The organism is Brevundimonas sp. UBA7534, from assembly GCF_002479325.1.
In the GTDB taxonomy this organism is placed as follows: domain Bacteria; phylum Pseudomonadota; class Alphaproteobacteria; order Caulobacterales; family Caulobacteraceae; genus Brevundimonas.
In genome coordinates this window covers 1-23,048 of the sequence record NZ_DLMO01000124.1, presented here as the reverse complement: position 1 = coordinate 23,048, position 23,048 = coordinate 1, and the positions used below count along the sequence as shown (strand labels likewise).

13 protein-coding genes are annotated in these 23,048 nt (G+C 68.5%); 8 read left to right on the top strand and 5 right to left on the bottom strand.

Annotated features, from left to right (window positions below):
* Window positions 1-37 precede the first annotated feature (37 nt).
* Genes B2U11_RS09820 through B2U11_RS09810 form a run of 3 tightly spaced genes read left to right on the top strand, consistent with a single transcriptional unit; the run spans window position 38 to window position 3,447 of the window.
* Window positions 38-1,480: an aldehyde dehydrogenase family protein gene (locus B2U11_RS09820; protein WP_292071410.1), complete on the top strand. Its 1,443-nt coding sequence runs from the start codon at window positions 38-40 to the stop codon at window positions 1,478-1,480.
* A complete protein-coding gene (locus B2U11_RS09815) occupies window positions 1,477-2,343 on the top strand; it encodes an aldose 1-epimerase (RefSeq protein ID WP_292071409.1) in 867 nt (288 codons plus the stop codon). Before B2U11_RS09820 ends, B2U11_RS09815 begins: the two co-directional genes overlap by 4 nt.
* A gap of 42 nt (window positions 2,344-2,385) precedes the next feature.
* Window positions 2,386-3,447, top strand: a complete 1,062-nt coding sequence (locus B2U11_RS09810) for a LacI family DNA-binding transcriptional regulator (RefSeq protein WP_292071408.1) — start codon at window positions 2,386-2,388, stop codon at window positions 3,445-3,447.
* Between the two features lie 27 nt (window positions 3,448-3,474).
* On the opposite strand, the gene B2U11_RS09805 is transcribed toward B2U11_RS09810, so the two are convergent.
* Together B2U11_RS09805 and B2U11_RS09800 are read right to left on the bottom strand one after the other, a co-directional pair.
* Entirely contained in the window at window positions 3,475-4,974 is a 1,500-nt protein-coding gene (locus tag B2U11_RS09805) for a tryptophan halogenase family protein (protein WP_292071407.1), read from the bottom strand.
* A complete protein-coding gene (locus tag B2U11_RS09800; RefSeq protein WP_292071406.1) occupies window positions 4,971-6,485 on the bottom strand; it encodes a tryptophan halogenase family protein in 1,515 nt (504 codons plus the stop codon). Before B2U11_RS09800 ends, B2U11_RS09805 begins: the two co-directional genes overlap by 4 nt.
* Before the next feature lie 225 nt (window positions 6,486-6,710).
* Between B2U11_RS09800 and B2U11_RS09795 the strand changes: the two genes are divergently transcribed.
* The 4 genes from B2U11_RS09795 (at window position 6,711) to B2U11_RS09780 (ending at window position 16,323) form a co-directional block, all read left to right on the top strand.
* Complete coding sequence (locus B2U11_RS09795; RefSeq protein WP_292071405.1) at window positions 6,711-9,668, top strand: TonB-dependent receptor; 2,958 nt, start codon at window positions 6,711-6,713, stop codon at window positions 9,666-9,668.
* A 79-nt stretch (window positions 9,669-9,747) separates the two neighbouring features.
* Window positions 9,748-11,388 carry a DUF5597 domain-containing protein gene (locus tag B2U11_RS09790; protein WP_292071404.1) on the top strand — a complete coding sequence of 547 codons (1,641 nt, stop codon included), beginning with the start codon at window positions 9,748-9,750 and terminating at the stop codon, window positions 11,386-11,388.
* A gap of 25 nt (window positions 11,389-11,413) precedes the next feature.
* Window positions 11,414-14,338 carry a TIM-barrel domain-containing protein gene (locus B2U11_RS09785; RefSeq protein WP_292071403.1) on the top strand — a complete coding sequence of 975 codons (2,925 nt, stop codon included), beginning with the start codon at window positions 11,414-11,416 and terminating at the stop codon, window positions 14,336-14,338.
* Window positions 14,339-14,394: 56 nt separating this feature from the next.
* Window positions 14,395-16,323 carry a sialate O-acetylesterase gene (locus B2U11_RS09780; protein ID WP_292071402.1) on the top strand — a complete coding sequence of 643 codons (1,929 nt, stop codon included), beginning with the start codon at window positions 14,395-14,397 and terminating at the stop codon, window positions 16,321-16,323.
* Between the two features lie 13 nt (window positions 16,324-16,336).
* Here B2U11_RS09780 and B2U11_RS09775 read toward each other — a convergent pair whose 3' ends face one another.
* The 3 genes from B2U11_RS09775 to B2U11_RS09765 are packed head-to-tail and all read right to left on the bottom strand — an operon-like array spanning window position 16,337 to window position 20,224.
* Window positions 16,337-17,959 carry an alpha-L-fucosidase gene (locus tag B2U11_RS09775; protein WP_292071401.1) on the bottom strand — a complete coding sequence of 541 codons (1,623 nt, stop codon included), beginning with the start codon at window positions 17,957-17,959 and terminating at the stop codon, window positions 16,337-16,339.
* Window positions 17,956-18,777: a WD40/YVTN/BNR-like repeat-containing protein gene (locus B2U11_RS09770; RefSeq protein ID WP_292071400.1), complete on the bottom strand. Its 822-nt coding sequence runs from the start codon at window positions 18,775-18,777 to the stop codon at window positions 17,956-17,958. The genes B2U11_RS09775 and B2U11_RS09770 overlap by 4 nt, the downstream gene beginning before the upstream one ends.
* The gene (locus tag B2U11_RS09765; protein ID WP_292071399.1) at window positions 18,728-20,224 is read right to left on the bottom strand and encodes a WD40/YVTN/BNR-like repeat-containing protein; all 1,497 of its coding nucleotides are present in this window, start codon (window positions 20,222-20,224) and stop codon (window positions 18,728-18,730) included. The genes B2U11_RS09770 and B2U11_RS09765 overlap by 50 nt, the downstream gene beginning before the upstream one ends.
* 262 nt (window positions 20,225-20,486) lie before the next feature.
* On the opposite strand from B2U11_RS09765, the gene B2U11_RS09760 reads away from it, so the two are divergent.
* Entirely contained in the window at window positions 20,487-23,042 is a 2,556-nt protein-coding gene (locus B2U11_RS09760; RefSeq protein WP_292071398.1) for a glycoside hydrolase family 3 protein, read from the top strand.
* Window positions 23,043-23,048: the final 6 nt, after the last annotated feature.

Sequence of the window (23,048 nt, the reverse complement as noted above, 5' to 3'; positions counted from 1 at the left end):
CTCCCCCGTCGCCCGCGTCTCTTGAAAGGACCTTGTCATGACGGACACGCTGGAACTCTCGCACTGGATCGGCGGCGAGCGGATCGCGGGCGACCGGCCCGGCGAGAGCCTGAACCCGTCCGACACCCGCGATGTGGTGGCGCGGACGCCCAAGGGCGGGGCGGCCGAGGTCGACCAGGCCGTGGCGGCGGCGACGGACGCCTTCGACGGCTGGGCGAACGCTTCGCCCGAGGTGCGCTTCGACGTGCTGGACAAGGCCGGCTCGCTGATCATGGAGCGCAAGGATCAGATCGGCCGCCTGTTGTCGCGCGAGGAGGGCAAGACCGTCCCCGAAGGCGTCGGCGAGACGGTCCGCGCCGCCCGCATCCTGAAATACTTCGCCGGAGAGGCCCTGCGGGTGCACGGCCAGAATCTAGCTTCGACCCGACCGGGCGTGGAGGTCCAGACGTATCGCCAGCCGGTCGGCGTGTTCGGCCTGATCACGCCGTGGAACTTCCCCATCGCCATCCCGGCCTGGAAGATCGCGCCCGCCATCGCCTTCGGCAATACGGTGGTCATCAAGCCCGCCGGACCGACGCCCGCGACGGCCGAGGCCCTGATCGCCGTCCTGCACGAGGCGGGCCTGCCCAAGGGCGTGGTCAACATGATCGTCGGCGACGGCGATGTGGGCCGCGCCATCGTCGCGCACGAAGGGATCACCGGCGTGTCGTTCACCGGCTCACAGGCCGTGGGCGGCTCGGTCGCGGAAGGGGCGGTCAAGCGCCAGGCGCGGGTGCAACTGGAGATGGGCGGCAAGAACCCGCTGATCGTGCTGGACGACGCTGATCTGGAGCGGGCGGTGAACATCGCCCTGGACGGCAGCTTCTTCGCCACGGGCCAGCGCTGCACCGCCTCCAGTCGCCTGATCGTGCAGGACGGCATTCATGACAGATTCGTCGCCGCCCTGGCCGAGAAGGTCGCGGCCCTGCGCGTGGGTGACGCCCTGGACCCGAACACCCAGATGGGCCCTGCCGTCAGCGAGAGCCAGCGGGAGACGTCGTACAAATACATCGACATCGCGCGCGACGCGGGCGGGCGGATCGTCACCGGCGGCGACCGGCTGAAGCTGGACAAGCCCGGCTGGTACGTGCAGCCGACGCTGATCGCCGATACGGCGCCGGATATGCGGATCAACACCGAGGAGGTCTTCGGCCCCGTGGCCTCGACCATCCGAGTCAGGTCCTACGAAGAGGCGCTGGAGATCGCCAACGGCGTCGAGTTCGGCCTGTCGGCGGGCATCGTCACCCAGTCGCTGAAATACGCCCGTGACTTCCAGCGCCGCGCCAAGGCGGGGATGACCATGGTCAATCTGGCTACGGCGGGCGTCGACTATCACGTGCCGTTCGGGGGCTCCAAGAAGTCGAGCTACGGCGCGCGCGAACAGGGCTTCGCGGCGGTGGAGTTCTACACCCAGATCAAGACCAGCTATTCGGCCGGATGAACGGCGCGGCCTCGACCCGGATCACACTGACGGCGGGGGATTGGCGCGCCGAAATCACGCCCCGCGGCGGCGTCGTGCGCTCGCTCGGCGTCGGCGGACGTCCGATCCTGCGGCCCATGCCGGAGGCGTCCGACAACCCGCTGGACAGCGCCTGTTTTCCGCTGGTCCCCTACGTCAACCGCATCCGGGACGGCCGGTTCGTGTTCCAGGGGCGGGCCTTCGACCTGGGGGCCACGCCGGGGTTCGAGCCTCACGCGCTGCACGGCGTCGGCTGGCTGTCGCCCTGGGAGGTCGCCGAGGCGAGCGCCGACCGGGCCGTGCTGACGCTCAGGCATGATGGCGATCGTCGCTGGCCCTGGCGCTTTGAGGCCACGCAGCGCTTCGCCCTGGATGAGGCCGGCCTGAGGGTCGAGGTGGAGATCGCCAATGCGGATGCGCGCCCGGCGCCGGCCGGCGTGGGTCTGCATCCCTACTTCCACCGCGCGGGCGACGCCCGACTGACGCTGGCGGCGGGTCGCGTCTGGCTGTCAGACGAGACCTTGATCCCGCGCGCCCTCGTCCCCGCGTCTGAACTGGCGGACTGGAGCCAGGGCGAGGCGCTGTCCGACGCGCCCTTCGTCGACAACGCCTATGAAGACTGGGACGGTCGGGCGCGCGTGGATGGGGCAGGTGGCGGCGCGACCCTGACGGCGCCCGGCGTGCGGCGCGTCCACGTCTATGCGCCAAGGGACGCGGACTTCGTTTGCGTGGAGCCGGTGAGCCACCGGCCCGACGCGTTGAACGCCCCTGAAGCGGAGGAGGCGGGCCTGGTGACGCTGGCGCCCGGCGAGACGCTTAGGCTGGTGATGACGATCGGCGCCTGAAGGCGGCTTACGCGACGAGCCCAGCGGGGTTAAATGAACGCCATGACCGGAGCCGCACCCAAACGCTCCACCCGGCGCGGGGGGGGCGGTCGCACCATCAAGGACGTGGCGCGTCATGCCGGCGTCTCGCCGATGACCGTGTCGCGCGTCGTCAACGGCGAGCGCAACGTGCGCGAGGCGACGAGAGAGGCCGTGGCGCGGGCGATCGAGGAACTGGGCTATGCCCCGAACCTGGCCGCGCGCAGCCTGGCCAGCGCCCAATCGCTGAAGATCGGCCTGCTCTACAGCAACCCGTCCGCCGCCTATCTGAGCGAGTTCCTCCTGGGCGGGCTGGATCAGTGCAGCCGGGCGGGCGCGCAGCTTCTGGTCGAGAAATGCGATTCCGACGCCAGCGAGGCGGAGGCGGTCGAGCGGCTGCTGGCGGCGGGCGTGGACGGCGTGCTGCTGCCGCCGCCGCTGTGCGATTCGCAGCGCGTGGTGGACCGCTTGAAGGCCGCGGACCTTCCCGCCGCCGCGATCGCATCGGGCGCGCCGGCGCCCGGCGTCGCCTCGATCCGCATCGACGACCGCGCGGCCGCACGCGCCATGACGCGCCATCTCATCGGTCTCGGCCATGCCCGGATCGCTTTCGTGCGCGGCAATCCCAACCAGACGGTCAGCGAACTGCGCTTTCAGGGCTATGCCGACGCCCTGGCCGAGCACGGGCTCGCCACCGACGAACGATTGGTGGCGCAGGGCTATTTCACATACCATTCCGGGCTCGACGCGGCGGACCAACTGTTGAGCCTGCGCCAACGCCCGACGGCGCTGTTCGCCTCCAACGACGACATGGCGGCGGCGGCCGTGGCGGTGGCGCATCGGCAGGGCCTGGACGTGCCCCGCGACCTGACCATCGTGGGCTTCGACGACACGGCCCTGGCCACCACGGTCTGGCCGCCGCTCACCACCATCCGCCAGCCGGTCGCGGAAATGTCGCGGGAAGGCGTGAACGCGCTGCTCGACGTCGTCCGGGGCAAGGCCGAGGGGGCGGAGGTCGTTTCGGCGGACGTGCTGCTGGACTTCGCCCTGATCCGCCGCCAGTCGGACGGTCCGCCGGTCGGCTGAAACCGCCGGCACGGCGACGAGCAGGTTTCAGGGGCCCGCACGATCGGCCAGGAAGGCCTCGTGAGCCGGCATCTGCTCGACACCCTGGCGGATCGCCGCCTTCATCTGGTGCAGGCGTTGGCGGACGTGGTCCAGCGGGATGGTCTCGGTTATCGGATCGTACCGCTCGGGAATGATCCCCTGGCCCAGCATGACCGCTATCCAGTTGGCCTCCTGGAACAGTTCGTCGTCGTAACGAAACACCCGGCCGCGGCTTCGGAACTGGTCGATCTTCTGTTTCAGCGTGTCGGGAACCTCCATCGCGCCGACCTGGCGCCACAGCGGGGAATCGTCGCGGGCCGTGGCCTTGTAATGCAGGATGATGAAGTCGCGGATGCGCTCGACTTCGACCTGCATCAACCGATTGTAGCTGTCGATGTCAGCCTGGGCGAACCCCGTGTCCGGGAAGTGCAGAAGCAGCTTCGATATGCCGGACTGGACCAGGTGGATGCTTGTCGATTCCAGGGGTTCCAGAAAGCCCGACGCCAGGCCGAGAGCCAGGCAGTTCTTGTTCCACGCCTTGCGTCGCCGACCGGTCGTGAAGCGCAGGAAATTCGGCTCGGCCAGGACGTCGCCGTCAAGTCGCCGCCTGAGGGTGGATTGCGCCTCGTCATCGGACAGGAACGGGCTGCAATAGACGTAGCCGTTGCCGGTTCGGTGCTGCAGGGGAATACGCCAGCACCAGCCGGCGTCCAGCGCCGTGGACTGCGTATAGGGTTTCAGAGGGCCAGAGCGTTCGCAGGGGAGCGCCACCGCGCGGTCGGCCGGCAACCAATGGGTCCAATCGTCGTAGCCGGTCTTCAACGCGCCCTCGATCAGCAGGGCCCGGAACCCGGAGCAATCGATGAAGAAGTCCGCCGCCAGTTCGCGCCCGTCGTCCAGACGGACGGACTGGATGAAGCTGTCACCGTCCCTCAGGATCACGTCGGCGATGCGTCCTTCATGACGCACGACACCCTGCGCTTCGGCTCGCCGTCGCAGAAAGCGCGCGTATAGACCCGCGTCGAAATGGAAGGCGTAGGTCATTTGCGAGGCGATGCTGCGCGGGTCGCGCAGAGGGCGGGTGAACCGGCCCATGCGAGCCGCCATCGTCGTGACCGAATAGGCGCCGAGGTCGTCGTCCAGCCCGGCCTTGTTCAGTCTGAGCCAGTACTGATGAAAGGAGGCGGCGTCGATGCGCGTCCCGTAAACGCCAAAGGGATGGAAATAGCCTTCGCCCTTTCGCAGCCAGTCGTTGAACTGGATGCCCAGTTTGTAGGTCGCGCCGGTTTCCCGAATGAATTCGTCCTCGTCGATCCCAAGGAGTTGGTTGAAAAGCACGATGGGCGGAATGGTCGCTTCGCCCACGCCGACTGTGCCGATCGCATCCGACTCGACCAGTTCGACAGATACCGTGCCGCGTGTCACGTGGATCAGGGCGGCGGCGGCCATCCAGCCGGCCGTGCCGCCCCCGACGATCAGGATGCGTTTAAGGGGGGCGGGCGTCATCCCGAGTATCCGTTGAAGTGGCGGGAATGGGCGGGCAGGGAGGCTACGGCGCGCTCGATCAGAGCCGCGAAAGTCTTGGCCTGACGTTCGACGGCGTCCAGGTCGTCTAGACAGGCCAAGGGCGTCGCCTGCCGGGGCCAGGCCTCCAGTCCTGTGAAAACGGCGGCCCAACTGTCTTCACGGAAGGATTCGTCTTCCAGCAAGGCGATCTCGCCGCGCGCGCGAAACAGCTCAATCTTGTCCATCAGCGTGTCGGGAGGCGGGGTGGAGCGACATTGCGCCCAAAACGGCCCGTCTCTCTGCGCGAGGTGATAATGCAGGATGATGAAGTCGCGAATGCGCTCGATCTCCGCGGCGGAACGACGATTGTACTCGCGCGCCAGGGACGGATCGAAGTCGGGGCCGGGGAACAGTTCGAGCAGTCGCCCGATGCCGGTCTGGATCAGATTTATGCTCGTCGATTCCAGCGGTTCGACAAAGCCCGCAGCCAGGCCCAGGGACACGACATTGCCCTTCCAGACCTCGCGTCTACGACCGGCGACGAAGCGAATCCGGTTCGGCTCCGCCAGCGGCGCCCCCTCGATCTGGTTCAGCAGATCGTCGAGCGCTGCCTCGTCGGCGATGTGATCGCTGCAATACACATAGCCGTTGCCGACGCGGTGCTGGAGCGGGATCCGCCACTGCCAACCCGCGTGGCGAGCCCTGGCCGTGGTGAGGGGCTCGGGCTCGCCGGCCGAACCGCTAGGCATGGCGACGGCGCTGTCGCAAGGCAGCCAGCGGGTCCAGTCTTCGTAGCCGGCCTTCATCTCCTGTTCGATCAGCAAGCCCCTGAAGCCCGAGCAGTCGATGAAGAGGTCCGCCTCCACGACGCCGCCGTCCTCCATCCTCAGCGTGCGGACGAAGCCGCGCGTCGCCTCGCGTTCGACACCACAGACCCGTCCCTCCCGCCGCGCCACGCCCAGGCTTTCCGCGAGCGTCCTCAGTCGACGCGCGAACAGTCCGGCGTCGAATTGGTAGGCGTAGGAGAAATGGGAGAGGGCCGAGCGCGCATCGTCCACGGGGGGGGCGAATCGCCCGGCCCGCGCCATGACCGTCGGCACCGACCAGGGCGCCAGGCTATCGATGCGGCCGGCAGCCTTGAGACGGAAGAGATATTGGCGCCAGGACTGCCCGCCGACCGAGGGACCATAGTCGCCGAAGCCGTGGAAATACTCCGATCCCGGCCGGGTCCAATCCTTGAAGGCGATGCCCAGCTTGGCTGTCGCGGCGGTTGATCGGATGAAGTCGTCCTCGGCCAGACCGATGGTCTGGATGAAGCGGCGTATGGGCGGCAGGGTCGCCTCACCCACGCCGATCGTGCCGATGGCGTCGGATTCGACCAAGGTGATGCGGACAGCGCAGCGGTCGCGTCGAGCGAACGCGCGCGCCAAGGCCGCTGCGGCCATCCAACCGGCCGTCCCGCCGCCGACGATGGCCACATGACGCACCCCCGCCCGTTCTTGCCCGACCATGTTTCCCGCCCCGCCGGCTTGGCGCCGATCCTGCTCGAACCGTAGCGCATCCAAGGCGCAACGTCATTGTGGTAGCGTTATCAGAATTTACTTTTCAGCACGTGAAAACTTGTGCATCCTTGAAAGGTGGCGATGGGCTCAAGCCTTGCGCCGCTTCGGGAGGGACGTCGCTCACACGCCGCCGGACGAGCAGCGGACGCGACATACAGGAAGGATCAGAGGCTGATGTCTCGACAAAGTCACGTTCGCCGCGTCGCGCTGTTGTGCGGCGCCTCGCTGCTCACTGTCGCCGCGGCGGCTTCGCCATCCGGCGCCCTGGCGCAGGACGCCAGGCCGACCGACGCGCAGTCCGATGAAGCCACCACCGTCGACGAAGTCATCGTCACGGGGATTCGCGCTCAGTTGCGCTCGGCCCAATCCATCAAGAAGAATTCGGAAGTCATCGTCGATTCCGTGACGGCGGTGGACATCGGCGCCCTGCCTGACCGATCCGTTTCGGAGGCGCTGCAACGCATCCCCGGCGTCACGCTCCAGCGCACCAACGCGGCGCGGGACCCCGCGCGTCTGGCGGCCGAGGGCGGCGGCGTCTTCATCCGGGGCCTGTCCTGGGTGCGATCCGAGACCAACGGGCGTGACATCTTCTCGGCGTCGAACGGCCGCGGCCTGAGCTTCGAGGACGTCTCGGCCGACCTGTTGGCGGGGGTCGACGTCTACAAGAACGTGGCCGCGAACATGATCGAGGGCGGCATCGCCGGCACCACCAATCTGCGCACCCGGGTGCCCTTCGACAACAGCGAGCCGTTGTTGGCGATCAACACGGACTACAACTACGGCGACCTGTCCGAGCGCGGCTTCTGGTCGGGCAGCGTGCTGGCCACCGACCGCTGGCAGACGGGCGTGGGCGAGATCGGCCTGCTGGCCAACGTCAGCATATCGAACGTCGGCAACCGCACCGATTCCATCTCGGTCGACCGCTACGATCCCGTGACGCTGGACGCCGGCAACGCCAGCACGGACGGCTCGGGCGCGGGGGGCGAGACCGTCTATGTGCCCAAGTATCTGGGATGGCGGACGATCGACTGGGAGCAGAAGCGCACGGCGGTCGCCCTGGCGGCGCAGTGGAGGCCCAACGATCAGTGGCTGTTCACGCTGCAGGGGCTGGCGTCGAAGGCGGAGGCCTACAACGTCGAATACGCCCTGGGCACCGACAGCATTCTCTCGCCGAACTCCAGCTTCAGCTATGACGATCAGAACGTCTTCCTGAGCGGCGACATTCCGTCCGCGACCTGGAATACCGACACCCGCGTTGGCGACGACACCAAGAAGACCAGCGACGTGGCGCTGAACGTCCAGTACGCGCCGAACGCCAACTGGTCGTTCTCGGGCGATCTGCAGTATGTGAAGTCTTCGGCGGAAATCTATTCGATGACCGCTTTCACGCAGCTGGAGAACCGGCCGAATCTGTCGATCACCATCGACGGCGACCTTCCGACCGTCACGTCCAGCGGCGGCACGCCGGAAGACAAGTCCGCCTACTGGTGGGCCGCGGCGATGGATCACATCGAGGACAACGAGGCGGACGAACTGGCCGGTCGCTTGGACGGCCGGTACGATTTCGACGAGGGCTCCTCCTTCTTCCGGTCGGTCGCCTTCGGCGTCCGAGGGACCGAGAAGAACTACACCAACCGCCAGACCGGCTATAACTGGGGTCTTCTGTCCAACCAGTACTGGGGCAACGGGGGCGGCGCGGTCGTCTATCTGGACGACACGGGCTATCCGGGCGGGACGCAGGATCCTCGTCTCACGGACGCCTCGACGCTGTATCGGTTCGACAACTTCTTCCGGGGCGACGCGCCGGTTCCCGGGGTGGCGTGGTTCCCCGCCGAAAGCCTGCTGAACCAGGGCACGGCCTACGCCTACGACATCCTGAAGAACACCGAGAGCTCGGGCTGGGGCTGGGTTCCCCTCAGCGACGACTATGACAGCTATCGGCTGGGCGGCGGGAACGGCGGCATAACCGAGCTAACCGAAAAGACCCAGGCGGCCTATGTGTACGCCCGCTTCGGCAGCGACACCGGCTTCTTCGGGCGTGCGTTCGACGGCAACATCGGATTGCGCGCGGTCGACACCAAGACGACCTCCAACACCGTCACCACCCTGCCGGTGCTTCAGGGCACCTGCCCGTCGGTGGACAATCCGACCGCCGACTGCACGGCCTTCAATCAGGCGGTCCAGTTCGTCAACGGAGGCTCACTGGACGGCCAACCGGTGGAAACCAGCTATACGAACTGGCTGCCCAGCCTGAACCTGCGCGGCTTCCTGCGCGACGACCTGCAACTGCGTGTCGCCGTGTCGCGCGCAATGGTGCGGCCGGAGATGTATCAGCTGCAGCCCTTCACCAACCTGTCGATCAACTTCCTGAGCGACGGCTTTACGCTGGACCCGACGACGCCGTTCACCGGCGTGGGGGGTAATCCGGGACTGCGGCCCATCACCGCGACCAACTACGACGCCAGCCTCGAGTGGTATTTCGCGCCCACCGGCAGCCTGACGTTCGCGGCCTTCCACAAGGACATCAAGGACTACATCTTCACCGGCACCGAGACCCAGTCGATCACGAACGGCGGCGTGACTTACGACTTCCTGGTCACGCGCTACACCAATGGCGCGGAAGGTACGGTGGATGGCTTCGAACTGGCTTATTCGCAGTTCTTCGACTTCCTGCCGGGGGCGTTCAGCGGCTTCGGCGTCCAGGGCAACTTCACCTACATCGACTCCGACGGCGGGAGAAACACCAGCCAGAACATCCTCGACCCGGAACAGAACGGCGCAGCCGGCGACGACAACCTGCCGCTGGAGGGCATGTCGCGGACCAGCTACAACGCCGCGCTGCTGTACGAAAAATACGGCATCTCGGCGCGTCTGGCCTACAACTGGCGCGAAGAGTACCTGCTCACGACCTCGGCGGCCAATGTGAACGCTCCGGTCTGGGCCAGCGACTATGGTCAGCTGGACGGCTCGATCTTCTACAGCCTGACGCCGGACCTGAAGATCGGCGTGCAGTCGACGAACATCCTGAACGAGCGGACCGTGTTGAAGGTCGGCAGCGAAACCCGCAAGCCGCCCTACAACTGGGTGGACACCGATCGGCGCATCGCCGTTGTGTTGCGCGCCGCCTTCTGATCCTGCAGCGGGATCGGTACGGGGCGTCGGTTCGCCGGCGCCCCATCCCTTTTTACGCTATCGACGTTGGGAGGCGCCGATGGGGTTGCTCTCGAAACGCCTGAAAACCGTTCTGGCCGCCGGCGCCCTGACGGCGCTGATCGCGGCGCCGGCCCTGGCGCGCGAGCCCATTCCGCAGCTTGTCTCTCGCGACGGCCGCCACGCCCTGATGGTGGACGGCGCACCGTTCGTTATGCTGGGCGCCCAGGTCAACAACTCGACCAACTATCCGGCGCCGCTGGCCGAGGCCTGGCCGGCGATCCGTTACGTCGGCGCCAATACGGTGCAGGTTCCCATCGCCTGGGAGCAGATCGAGCCGGAGGAGGGGCGTTTCGACTTCTCCTTCGTCGACCATCTGGTCCAGGAGGCGCGGCGCAACGAGGTTCGGCTGGTCATCCTGTGGTTCGCCACCTGGAAGAACACCTCGCCCAAATACGCCCCGGCCTGGGTCAAGCTGAACCCGGCGCGCTTTCCGCACCTGATCCAAGCGGACGGGACGGAATCCTACGCCATGTCGCCCTATGGGGCCGAGACGAAAGCCGCCGACGCGCGCGCCTTCGCCGCCCTGATGCGCCACATCCGCCGGATCGACGAGCGCGAACGCACCGTCATCATGGTCCAGCCCGAGAACGAGGTCGGCACCTACGGCTCGGTGCGCGATCATTCGGCCGCCGCCCAGGCCGCCTTCGACGGGCTGGTTCCGGCCGCGCTTCTGGAACGCCTGGGCAAGCCGCCTGGAAGCTGGCGCCAGGTCTTCGGCGAGGAGGCGGACGAGTTTTTCCACGCCTGGTCGATCGCCGCCTACGTCAACACGGTCGCCGAGGCGGGCAAGCGCGAATACCCGCTGCCGATGTACGTCAACGCGGCGCTGCCCGACCCGCACGAACGCACATCCCCGACCAGCTACGCCTCGGGGGGGGCGGTCTGGCCGGTGTTCGACGTCTGGAAGGCGGCGGCGCCGTCCATCGAGATGCTGAGCCCGGACATCTACAATCGGGACTCCCGCACCTATGAGGGGCATCTGGACCGCTACGCCCGTTCCGACAACGCCCTGTTCGTGGCCGAAACCGGCAATGACGTCCCCTACGCCCGCTATCTGTTCTCGGTGCTGGGACGCGGCGGGATCGGCTGGTCGCCGTTCGGGATCGACTACACCGGCTACGCCAACTATCCGCTGGGGGCCAAGGCGGTGGACGAGGCGGCGCTGACGCCGTTCCGCGACGCCTATCGCCTGATCGCGCCGTGGCAGCGCGTCTGGGCCCGCCTGGCGTTCGAGGGCAAGGTGCGGGGCGTGTCGGAACCGGACGACCGTTCGACCCAGACGCTGGAGATGGGCGACTGGACCATCTCGGTCGCCTATCGCCGCTGGCAGTTCGGCCAGCCCGACTGGACCTGGCTGGGGCCGCTGGACGAGGTTCCGGGCACGGAAATCCCCAACGGCGGCGCCCTGGTCGCCGAGATCGAGCCCGGCCAGTTCATCGTCGCGGCTCAGCACGCCCGCGTCGAGTTCATGCCCCGCGAGGGGACCGGCCGCCGCATGGTCGTGCGCTACGAGGAAGGCCGTTTCGACGAGGCCGGAAACTGGGTCTTCGAGCGCATCTGGAACGGCGACCAGACCGACTACGGACTGAACTTCACCGACCGCCCGCGCCTGCTGCGCGTGGTCACCGCGACCTATTGATTTCTCGACGAAAGCGAGCGCCCACATGACCCTCACTCTCGCCCGCCGCCTGTTCCTGGCCGCCGCGGCCTCGGCTTCCCTGACCGCGACCCTGATGGGGGCGACCTCGGCGGCCGCGCTGCAGCAGGCCGTCTTCGAACGTATCCCCTCGGGCGTGATCGTGACACCGGAACAGGGCGCCGCCCGCCGCGTGCGGCTGGAGGTCTATGGTCCCGAGACCATCCGCGTCACCGCCGTCCCGGGTGCGGACTTCACCCTGCCGCAAAGCCTTCAGGTGGTGGCCCAGCCGTCCACGATCACGCCGTTCGACGTCCAGACGCTGGACGGCAGGCTGGTCCTGAAGACCGCCGAAGCCAGCGCCGAGGTCTCGCTGGAGACCGGCGCGGTGCGCTTCCTTGACGAGGACGGCAAGGAGGTCGTCGCCGAACGCCCCGGCAGCCGCGAACTGAGTCCCGTTACGGTCGAGGACCAGAACGGGCCGCACCGCTTCCTGGCGACGCGCCAGGTCTGGGAAAGCCCGGCCGACGAGGCCTTCTACGGGCTGGGCCAGCATCAGCAGGGGGTGATGAATTACAAGGGGCACGACGTGACCCTGGCCCAGCACAACATGGACGTGGGCGTGCCCTTCGTCGTCTCCAGCCGGAACTACGGGGTGCTGTGGGACAGCAACGCCATCACCCGCTTCGGCGATCCGCGCCCCTACGGCATGCTGTCCGATCGCCTGATCGTGCGCGATTCCGGCGGCGCCTTCGGCGGCCTGACGGCCAGCTATTACCAAGACGGCGAACTGAAGTTCCAGCGGCCGGAGAGCGAGGTGAACTACGAGTTCATCCGCGATCAGCAGCGCTGGCCCGTCGGTTTCAAGTCGCAGCCCGGCACCCCGGTTCAGACCGGCGACATGGGGAAGTCCGGACAGGCGGGCGTCAATGTCGTCTGGGACGGAACGATCGAAAGCCCGACGGCGGGCCTGCACAAGTTCCGCCTCTATTCGTCGGGCTATGTGAAGGTCACGATCGACGGCGAGGTGGTCGAGCAGAACTGGCGCCAGAACTGGAATCCGTGGGACCACGAGTTCCAGGTCGATTTGCCCGCCGACAAGCCGGTCGCCATCAAGATCGAATGGACGCCGGAAGACGGCTACATCGCCCTGCGCCACATGGACCCGCTGCCCGCCGCCGACCAGGGCGCGCTGAGCCTGGCGTCCGAGGTCGGCCGCGCCATCGACTACTACTATGTCGGCGGCGACGATCTGGACGAGGTGATCGCCAACTATCGCGGCCTGACCGGCAAGTCGGTGATGCTGCCGCGCTGGGCCTACGGCTTCTGGCAGAGCCGGCAGCGCTACAACACCCAGGACGAGGTGGTCGGCGTGATGCGTCGCTATCGCGAGCTGGGCCTGCCGATCGACAACATCGTGCAGGACTGGTTCTACTGGCCCGAGAACGCCTGGGGCAGCCACGACTTCGACCCCGCCCGCTATCCGAACCCGACACAGATGGTGAAGGACGTTCACGACATGAACGGCAACATCATCATCTCGGTCTGGCCGAAATTCTATCCGACCACCGACCACTACAAGGAACTGGACGCCATCGGCGGGATGTACACGCGCAACGTCGACGTCGGCGCGCGCGACTGGGTGGGACCGGGCTACGCCAACAGCTTCTACGACCCCTATCTGCCGGCGGCGCGCGAGCTGTACTGGAAGCAGATGTCCGACAGCTTCAAAGGCATGGACTTCGACGGCTGGTGGCTGGATTCGGTCGAGCCGGACATGCACTCCAACCTGGACATCCCCGAGCGGACCCTGCGAATGGGGCCGACGGCGGCCGGTCCGGCGGCTGAGTATTTCAACTCCTATCCGCTGGTGAACGCCGAGAACGTCTATCGCCATTTCCGCGAGGAGAAGGGCGACGAGCGGACCTACATCCTGACCCGTTCGGCCTGGGGCGGCCTGCAACGCACCGGCTCGACCCTGTGGTCGGGCGACGTGGTCGCGCGCTGGGACAATCTGCGCGACCAGATCTCGGCCGGCGTCAACGCGGGCTTCTCCGGCATCGCCAACTGGACCCACGACATCGGCGGCTTCTCGGTCGAGAGCCGGTATTCCAACCCCGAGGGCATGAAGCCCGAGGACAAGGCGGAGTGGGACGAGCTTCAGCTGCGCTGGTTCCAGTTCGGCGCCTGGTCGCCGATCTTCCGGTCGCACGGCGAGTTCCCGCTGCGCGAGGTCTATAATCTGGCCGAGCCGGGCACGGACTATTACGCCGCCTACGCCGCGCAGATGAAGACGCGCTATCGGCTGTTGCCCTACATCTACACCCTGGCGGGCGACACCTGGCGCAAGGACGGCGCCATCATGCGCGGCCTGGCGATGGATTTCCCGGGCGATGCGAACGTCCGCGACATCGCCGACCAATATATGTTCGGCTCCAGCCTGCTGGTCGCGCCCGTGACCGAATACCGGGCGCGTGAACGCAGCGTGTATTTCCCGGCGGGAACGGCGTGGTACGACATCCAGACCGGCCAGAAATACCAGGGCGGACGGTCCGCCACGGTCGCGGCGCCGCTGGACAAGATCCCGGTCTATGCGCGCGCGGGCGCCATCCTGCCGACCGGGCCGGAGGTGCAATATACCTCCGAGAAGCTGGACGGGCCGATCACCCTGACCGTCTATACCGGGGCTGACGGGGCCTTCACCCTGTATGACGACGCGGGCACGACCTACGGCTACGAGCGGGGCGAGTTCGCCACCATTCCGCTGAGCTGGAACGACCGGGCGCGCACCCTGATGATCGGCGCGAGGCAGGGGACCTATCCGGGCATGGCGGCCGAGCGGACGATCAACGTCCGCTTCGTCTCCGGTCCCAGCCGCAACGCCGAGAACTGGGACCAGGGCGTGGTCCGCACGGTCCGCTATTCGGGCCAGGAAGTCTCGGTCCGTCGTTGACCGTCAGCGCCCGCTCCGGTTCGCCGGGGCGGGCGAGCCGTTTCGAGAGAACCGTCATGCGTCACCTGCTGCTCGCCGCCGTCTCCCTGACCAGCCTGTTCGCCGGGCCGGTGCTGGCCCAGCCATCGGCCTTGCTGGACCCGATGTTCCAGGATCACGCCGTGCTGCAAAGGGAGCGGGCGGTTCCGGTGTGGGGCAGGGCGACGCCGGGGCAGACGGTCACGGTCGCCCTGGGGGCGAACACCGCCCAGGCCGTCGCGGATGCGCAGGGACGCTGGCGCGCCGACCTGCCCGCGCTGACGGCGGGCGGCCCCTATGTGCTGGAGGCGCGTTCGGGCGGCGTGACGCAGAGCGTGTCGGACGTCATGGTCGGCGACGTCTGGCTGTGCTCGGGCCAGTCGAACATGGAGTTCGAGGTCCGCAAGGTCGCCAATACGGAAACCGAGGTCGCGGCGGCGAACGACCCGAACCTGCGGCTGTTTCTGGTCGCGCGATCCAGCCTGCCGGCGCCGTCCGACGATCCCGGAACGGTGGGCCGTTGGGCGCCGACGACGCCCGCCTCGGTGCGCGACTTCTCGGCCGCCTGCTACTTCATGGGGCGCGATCTGCGCCGCGCCGAGGACCTGCCGGTCGGCCTGATCTCGGCCTCCTGGGGCGGGTCGGTCATCGAGGACTGGCTGACGCGCCCGACGCTGGCCGCCAACGAACCCTATCGTCAGGGGCTGGACGCCCTGGCCGCCTACGCCCGCTCTCCCGAAGATGGCGAGGCCGCATGGAAGACGGTGACGACGAACTGGTGGGCGGCGCACGACCCGGGCACGCAGCGGGGTTGGAACCGCCCGGAGCTGAACGACGCCGACTGGGCGCCCATACCTTCGGAAGGCTTCTGGGAAGCGACCGTGCCGGGGCTGGAGACGTTCGACGGCATCGTCTGGCTGCGCGCCGAAGTCACCTTGAGCGCCGCCCAGGCGCGCCAGGCGGCGACGATCAATCTGGGCCCCGTCGACGACGCCGACGCCACCTGGGTCAACGGCCGTTTCGTCGGCGGACAGCAGGGCTGGGACACGCCCCGCACCTATGCGATCCCGGCGGGGACGCTGAAGGCCGGACGCAATGTGATGGCCGTGGGCGTTCTGGACACCAATGGCGGGGGCGGGGCCTGGGGGCCGGCGTCGGACAAGGCGATCCGCTTCGCCGACGGGTCTTCGGTTCAGCTGACGGGGTGGAAGCACAAGGTCGCCGCGCCTTTGACCGACCTGCCCAATCCGCCGCGCACGCCCTGGATCGGCGGCAGCGGCCTGACTACCCTCTACAACGGCATGATCGACCCGCTGGGGCCTTACGGGCTGAAGGGGATGGCGTGGTATCAGGGTGAGTCCAACGTCGGCGACCCGGCCGGCTATCGTCGCCTGCTGGCGGACCTGTTCGCCGACTGGCGCGCGCGGTTCGAGAACCCCGAGATGCGGATGCTGGTGGTGCAACTGGCCAATTTCGGCCCGATGACCGCAGGGCCGAGCGACTCGGCTTGGGCGGCGTTGCGCGAAAGCCAGCGGGTCGTGACAAACGCCGATCCCCTGGCCGGCCTGGCCGTCGCCATCGACATCGGCGACCGCTACGACATCCACCCCACCAACAAGCAGGAGGTCGGGCGGCGGCTGGCGCTGGAGGCCCTGCGTCTCGATGGGCGGGTAGAGCCCGTGTCGCCCCAGCCGCAGACCGCACGCCGTTCCGCCGAGGGGGTGCGCATCCGTTACGCCGCGCCGCTGACCGCCTATGGCGCGGGCGGTCCGGTCGGGTTCGAACTGTGCGGAGCCGAGGGCGCGTGCCGCTTCGTGGAGGCCCGACTGGACGGCGTGGACGTCGTCCTGGCCGGCGCCCGGCCCGAGGACGTCAAGGCTCGCTTCTGCTGGGCCGACAGCCCGGTCTGCAACCTCTACGGCCCCGCCGGCCTGCCCGCGGTTCCGTTCGAGATGACGGTGGACTGACGGACGGGGCGGATCAGGTCAGGCCCGATCCGCTGAGCCGCACTGCGGGAGCCGTCGCGACCGGGCGGTTGTCCGGCAGGTCGATGATGAGGGCCTGATCGGTCTGGACGAAGGGCAGGGCGTCGCCGCCCAGCAGTTCCGCCTTCTCGACCCGTGCCGCCAAACCGGCCGCCAGCGACCGGACGACCATCCGGCGGTCCTGCGGCCAGTCCAGGGCGAAGGCGTAAAGGGCGTCTCCCTTGACCGTGAAGCGGATGTCCTGGCCGGTCCAGGGGCGGGCGGCGCCTTCGCCGTGCATGCCGGCCTGCACCTCGGTCGGCCCCTCGCCATAGAGGCGCCAGGGCCGGGTGTCGAAGATCGCCTCGCCGTTCACCCGCATCCAGGCGGCGATGTCGACCAGGATCTTGCGCTCATCGCTGTCGATGGAGCCGTCGCCGCGCTGGGGGATGTTCAGCAGAAGATTGCCGTTCTTGGACACCACATCGACCAATCGCTGCACGACGCCGTGGGCCGGCACGTAGGCGTGGTTGGTGAAGCGGGCGCGGTTGTAGTGCCAGTCGCCGATGCAGGTGTCGGTCTGCCACGGCTCTAGGCGCAGGGCGTCGGAGAAGCCGCGTTCGACGGTTTCGGTGATGCCCTTGCGTTGTTCCGGCTCGAGCCGCTTGCCGTTCACGACCGGCAGTTCGCCGCGCCACTCAAGCGAGGCGTTGTAGTATTCCGCCGTGGCCTCCAGCCCATCGCGGCCCAGCGGCAGGCCGTAGTTGTCGAAATAGACCATGTCCGGTCGGTACTTCGTGATCAGGTCGCGCTGGCGCAGCACCCAGGAGCGGGTGAAGGCGGGGTTGTTTGGCGGCGGCGTTTCGATCCACTGACCGTCGCGCGCGTCATGCCAGGCGTTCATGGCGGCGATGGAGTCGATCCCGTCCGGCGGAGCGAAGCTGGGTCCGGTATAGAGTTCCTGCGGGTCCAGGCCTTCCCACCACTTGCCGGCGCCGTCGGCCTTGGTCAGGCGCGCAGCGTCGTAGCGGACGCCCTTCAGCGGCCCCTCTGCGTCATAGCCATAGGCCGTCTGCCACCAGTGCCAGGCGTGGGCGGCGTGGTTGGACACGCCGAACCGCAGACCGCGCGCCCGGACCGCCTTCTCCCAGGTTCCGACGATGTCGCGGCGCGGGCCGACGCGCATCACGTTCCAGGCGTGGTGGACGCTGTCGAACAGGTCGAGGTTGTCGTGATGGTTGGCCATCGAGACGATGTAGCGGGCGCCGGCGGCCTGATAGAGGTCCAGCAGGCCTTCCGGGTCCCACCGGTCCGCCTTCCACATGTCGATGAAGTCCATGAAGCCGAAGCGGCTGGGGTGGCCGTAAGTCGCGACGTGGTGATCGTAGAAGGGATTGCCCTGGATATACATCTGGCGGCCGTACCAGTCGCCGAACTCGGGCACGCATTGCGGCCCCCAGTGGGACCAGATGCCGAACTTCGCGTCGCGGAACCAGTCGGGCGTGCGATAGCCTGCGATCAGACTGTCCCAACTGGCGCGGAACGGGCCGCGCGTCGTCACGCCCGGCGCGGTCGCGCAGGCGCCCAGCAGGGAGGCGGAGGCGCCGGCCCCCAGAAGTCCGCGTCGGGAAAGGCTCATTGCGGTTCCCCATAGACCACGCCGCGACCGTCGGTGGCCACATAGACCCGGCCGAACACGCGGGGGTCGCCCGCGATGGCGCGAAAGCGGCGACCGTACTCGTGCCCGGGATCATTGATCCGCATCCACGACCGCCCCCGGTCGTCGGATCGGAAGACGCCGCGCACGTCGCCCTGCGTGCCGATGGCGAACAGCGCGGGATGGGCCGCACCGGCGGGCGGCTTGCCGAAGTCCAGCATTTCGACGTTCAGACCGCCGTCGATCCGCGCGAAGTTCTGGCCGCCGTCGGCGCTGTGGAACAGGCCGGCTCGGGAGACGAACCACAGGTCGCCGTCGTGACCGGGCGTCGCCTTCAGCGGAAAGGCGACCTCGCGCCAGGTGGGGCGGTCGTTGGCCAGCGTCGAAGGCAGGCCCCGGCTGGGCACGGGGGCGAAGCTTCGGGCCCCGTCCACGCTGACGAACCAGTCGCCGGTGTGGAAGTCCACGGCGTAGAACAACTGTCCGTCCTTGCGGTCCGCGACCGGGCGCAGCAGCGGCGGCAGGCCGATGCACGGGGTCCAGCTTCGTCCCCGGTCGGCCGACCAGACGACCTGGGGCGTCGCCAGAACGAAGGCCGCGCCATCCGCCGACACCAGGATCGGCGCGTCGCGATACAGGTCCATGCGCGGGTTGTCGGGCGAGACCGCATCGCCGCCCGAGGCCGGGCGCGGGCGGCCCAGCGGCTTCCAGCTTAGCCCCGCGTCGTCGGACCAGGCCAGGGTCGATCCGTCATGGCCCTCCGACCCGACGCCCTCGTGCGGGGTTCCGCTGCGGACCACGACGGTTGGGGCGGCGCCGGCGTAGTCGATCTGATTGGTGTTGGCGAAGACGGGGGTGGTGAACTGCAGATCGGGGGATCGGATCCAGATCCTCGTGCGCGAAGCCGGAGATGTCGCCGAACCCGGTCAGCAGCCGGGGGCCGACCGGCGGACTGACCAGGGTGATGACGGCGGTCTGCTCGATTCCCTCGACCCAGGGCGTCCAGTGCGTCGGCGCGTCTCTGTCGGCGGCCGACAGGTCGCGGGTCTCGTAGATGGTGGCGCCGGTCGCATAGACCAGTCGGTCGGAATCGAACGGGTCCAGCGCCAGGGCGGCCATCCACCAGCCGAAGTCGGGCTTGTCGTTGCCCCAGTTCAGATAGGGGGTGGCGCTGACGTCCGTCTCGGCCTGTTCGCGCAGGCTGGTCCAGGTCCGGCCGTCGTCGGTGGTGCGCCAGAGGGTGTCGCCGGGCCGCCAGCGGTTCAGCGTCGAGACCGTCAGGGTTCCCGGCTGCCGGTGATCGACCGCCACGCCCATGAAGCCGCCGGACGGGCGGGGCGGGGTGATATCGGTCCAGCTGTCCGTGTCCAGGTCCAGGCGGAAGACGGCGCCGTCCGTCACGCCGTTGGGGCCGATCCCCAGGGTGCAGGTCAGATAGAGGACGCCGCGCGCATCCACCTCCGCCTTGGCCGCAGACAACTCCGGGCGGGGGCCGCCAGGAACGGCCCGCCAGCTGCGCCCCGCGTCGTCGGAGCGATAGAGGGCGTGGTCGTGCGGATCGGCGACCGCGACCAGGATCGTCCGCGTTGGTCGGCCGGGCACGTCCTGGCGGGGATCGAAGACGACGAAGCTCAGGCCGCCGTGGGTCTCGCGTCCGGTCGGCAGGCCCAGGCCGGGCAGGGGGAAGCTGTCGACCTTCCTCCAACTCGCGCCCCCGTCGGTGGAGCGCTGCAGGCCGTCATGGCGCGAGCCGAAATAGAGGATGCGGTTGTCGTTGGGGTCGATCGCCAGCCGCTCGCCCAGTCCCCGGCCGTCCTCGTTGCCGCCCATGCGGAACGGAACCTCGACGCGGCTCCAGGTGCGGCCCCGGTCGTTGGAGCGCAGCATGGCGCCGGGATCGTTGCGACTGACGCCGACGGCCGCATGAACCACATTGGAATCCAGGGGATCGGCGGCGATGCTCTCAACCCCGAAATCGCCCGAGCGGGGGCTGTCGTCCATCAGCGGCTCCCACCGCCCGGTCGCGGCGTCGAAGCGATAGGCGCCGCCCATGTCGGAGCGGGCGTAGGCCAGGCCCCGTTCGACGCGGCTGAAGACGATGCCGGGAATGAAGCCGCCGGCGCCGACCTTCACATTGCGCCAGACATAGGGTTGCGGCCTTGTGTCGCTCGCCCGCGCCGCGCCGGATGCGGCTGCGGTCAGCGCCAGGCTCCATCCGGCCAAGGCGCGGCGTGTCGGGTCTGCCATCCCTTCGTCTCCCTGTCGGCGCCGCTTATTGTGATAGCGCTACCATTTTCAGTTGACAGCATTGTCATGGGTGGATCAAGTTGCCTCTGTAAAAATCAGATGGCGAACAACGCCGTCGCGGGAGGGAGCCGATCGGTTCTCTGGAATTCTGGGCGTCTCTCGCGGCCGCGCTGTCGTGTCCGGTTGTTACGTGACCCTGAGCAAACTCGACGCGGCCTGTGCGCCGCGTCGGTCTTTTGACTTTCAGCCTGGACGCGACGCCATGATCACTCGCCTTTCGAACATTCGCCGGGCCTCGGCGTCGGCCCTGGCCTTGGGTGTCACGATCGGAGGCGGAGCCTGCGCCACCGCTCCCGCGCCGCGCGACGCGGCGCCCGTCTCTGCGGTTTCGCCGTCGTCTTCGGTTGTGACGGAGGAGGCTCGGGCGCATCCGGGGGTCTGGCCGCGCGCGGCGTCTCCGGCGGCGATGACGGATGCGGCGACGGAGGCGTTCGTGACGGCCTTGATGGGTCGGATGACACTGGAGGAGAAGGTCGGGCAGACGATCCAGGCGGACATCGGCTCGATCACGCCGGAGGACCTGCTGACCTATCCGCTGGGGTCGATCCTGGCGGGCGGCAGTTCGGCGCCGGGCGGGGACGACCGGGCGGGGGCGCAGGCATGGGTGGATCTGGCGCGGGCGTTCCGCGCGGCGGCGGCTGAGCGGCCGGGGACGAAGATCCCGCTGATCTACGGCATCGACGCGGTGCACGGTCACAACAACATCGTGGGCGCGACGCTGTTTCCGCACAACATCGGCCTGGGCGCGGCGCGCGACCCGGACCTGATCCGGCGCATCGGCGAGGCCACGGCGCTGGAGGTGGCGGTGACCGGCGCCGACTGGACCTTCGGGCCGACGCTGGCTGTGCCGCGCGACGATCGCTGGGGCCGGACCTACGAGGGCTATGGCGAGACGCCGGAGATCGCGCGCAGCTACGCCGGTCCGATGACGCTGGGGCTGCAGGGGACGCTGTCGGCGGATCATCCGTTGGGAGCCGGCCATATCGCGGGATCGGCCAAGCACTTCCTGGCCGACGGCGGCACCACGGGGGGCAAGGACCAGGGCGACTTCGCCGGGACCGAGCGCGAGCTGATCGACGTGCACCTGTCGGGCTATCCGCAGGCGATCGACGCGGGCGTGCTGTCCATCATGGCCAGCTTCTCCAGCTGGAACGGGGTCAAGCACTCGGGCAACGAGACGATCCTGACGGACGTGCTGCGCGGGCCGCTGGGCTTCGACGGCTTCGTGGTGTCGGACTGGAACGCGCATGGCCAGCTGCCGGGTTGCTCCAACGAGAGCTGCGCCCTGGCCTTCAACGCCGGCATCGACATGTTCATGGCCCCCGACAGCTGGAAGCCGCTGTACGAGAACACCCTGGCCCAGGTCCGCTCGGGCGAGATCCCGATGGCGCGTCTGGACGAGGCGGTGCGGCGCATCCTGCGGGTCAAGGTCAAGACGGGCCTGTTCAACGACGCCCGTCCGGTCGAGGGCCATGTCGATGAACTGGGCTCGCCGGCGCACCGGGCCCTGGCGCGCGAGGCGGTGAGGAAGTCGCTGGTGCTGCTGAAGAACGAGGGGGTGCTGCCGATCCGGTCGAACGCGCGGGTTCTGGTGGCCGGGACCGCGGCGGACGACATCGGCCAGGCCTCGGGCGGCTGGACGCTGACGTGGCAGGGGACGGGCAACAGGAACGCCGACTTCCCCAACAGCCAGTCGATCTGGAGCGGGATCCGGGAGGCGGTGACGGCGGGCGGCGGCCAGGCGACCCTGAGCGCGGACGGATCGTTCGCCCAGAAGCCCGACGTGGCCATCGTGGTGTTCGGCGAGACGCCCTATGCCGAGTTCCAGGGCGACGTGGACACGCTGGACTTCGTGCCGACCGAACCGCTGGAGACTCTCAAGCGTCTGAAGGCGGCGGGGGTGCCCACCGTCGCGGTCTTCCTGTCGGGCCGGCCGATGTGGACCAATCCGGAGATCAATGCGTCGGACGCCTTCGTGGCGGCCTGGCTGCCGGGCACCGAGGGCGGCGGGGTCGCCGACGTCCTGGTGGGCGATGCGGCCGCAAAGCCGCGCCACGACTTCTCGGGGACGCTGTCGTTCAGCTGGCCCAAGGACGCCCGGGGCGAGCCGCTGAACGTGGGCCAGCCGGGCTATGACCCGCAGTTCGCCTATGGCTACGGCCTGAGCTACGCCCGGCCGGGGCGGGTCGGGACGCTGTCGGAGGAGAGCGGGGTGCAGGGCGCGACGGGCAGCATCGACCGCTACTTCGTGGACGGCCGGTTCGTCTCTCCGTGGGGCCTGGCGCTGCGCGACGCGGGCGGCGAGCGGCGGCTGGGGATGGAGACGTCCGGGACCAGCCCGCGCGGCGGGGTCGCGGCGCGTCCGGCGGACGGGTCGGCCCAGGAATCGGCGCGGTCGCTGACCTTCGCGGCAGGCGGGGGCGACGCCCTGGTCAGCGGCGGGGCGGTGGACCTGACGCGCCAGTCGAACGGCGAGATGGCGATCAGCTTCCGCTACCGGGTGGACGCCGCGCCGCAGGGGCCGGTGCGGCTGACGCTGGGCGCGGGATCGGTGGACGTCACCCGCCTCATGGCCGCGCGGCCCGTCGGCGAATGGGGAACGCTGAAGGTGCGCCTGTCCTGCCTGGCCGACCACGGCGCCGACATCGCCGCCGTCGACCAGCCCTGGGGCCTCTCAACCAACGCCCCCTTCGCCATCACCGTCGAAACCATCCGCCTAGCCTCAAACGAAGGCGACGCAATCTGCCCGAACCACTGACGGAGG

Bases quoted from the DNA above. Each gene is read 5' to 3' on its own strand.
- B2U11_RS09820 (WP_292071410.1), top strand. From the start codon at position 38: ATGACGGACACGCTGGAACTCTCGCACTGGATCGGCGGCGAGCGGATC.
- B2U11_RS09815 (WP_292071409.1), top strand. From the start codon at position 1,477: ATGAACGGCGCGGCCTCGACCCGGATCACACTGACGGCGGGGGATTGG.
- B2U11_RS09810 (WP_292071408.1), top strand. From the start codon at position 2,386: ATGACCGGAGCCGCACCCAAACGCTCCACCCGGCGCGGGGGGGGCGGT.
- B2U11_RS09805 (WP_292071407.1), bottom strand. From the start codon at position 4,974: ATGACGCCCGCCCCCCTTAAACGCATCCTGATCGTCGGGGGCGGCACG.
- B2U11_RS09800 (WP_292071406.1), bottom strand. From the start codon at position 6,485: ATGGTCGGGCAAGAACGGGCGGGGGTGCGTCATGTGGCCATCGTCGGC.
- B2U11_RS09795 (WP_292071405.1), top strand. From the start codon at position 6,711: ATGTCTCGACAAAGTCACGTTCGCCGCGTCGCGCTGTTGTGCGGCGCC.
- B2U11_RS09790 (WP_292071404.1), top strand. From the start codon at position 9,748: ATGGGGTTGCTCTCGAAACGCCTGAAAACCGTTCTGGCCGCCGGCGCC.
- B2U11_RS09785 (WP_292071403.1), top strand. From the start codon at position 11,414: ATGACCCTCACTCTCGCCCGCCGCCTGTTCCTGGCCGCCGCGGCCTCG.
- B2U11_RS09780 (WP_292071402.1), top strand. From the start codon at position 14,395: ATGCGTCACCTGCTGCTCGCCGCCGTCTCCCTGACCAGCCTGTTCGCC.
- B2U11_RS09775 (WP_292071401.1), bottom strand. From the start codon at position 17,959: ATGAGCCTTTCCCGACGCGGACTTCTGGGGGCCGGCGCCTCCGCCTCC.
- B2U11_RS09765 (WP_292071399.1), bottom strand. From the start codon at position 20,224: ATGGCAGACCCGACACGCCGCGCCTTGGCCGGATGGAGCCTGGCGCTG.
- B2U11_RS09760 (WP_292071398.1), top strand. From the start codon at position 20,487: ATGATCACTCGCCTTTCGAACATTCGCCGGGCCTCGGCGTCGGCCCTG.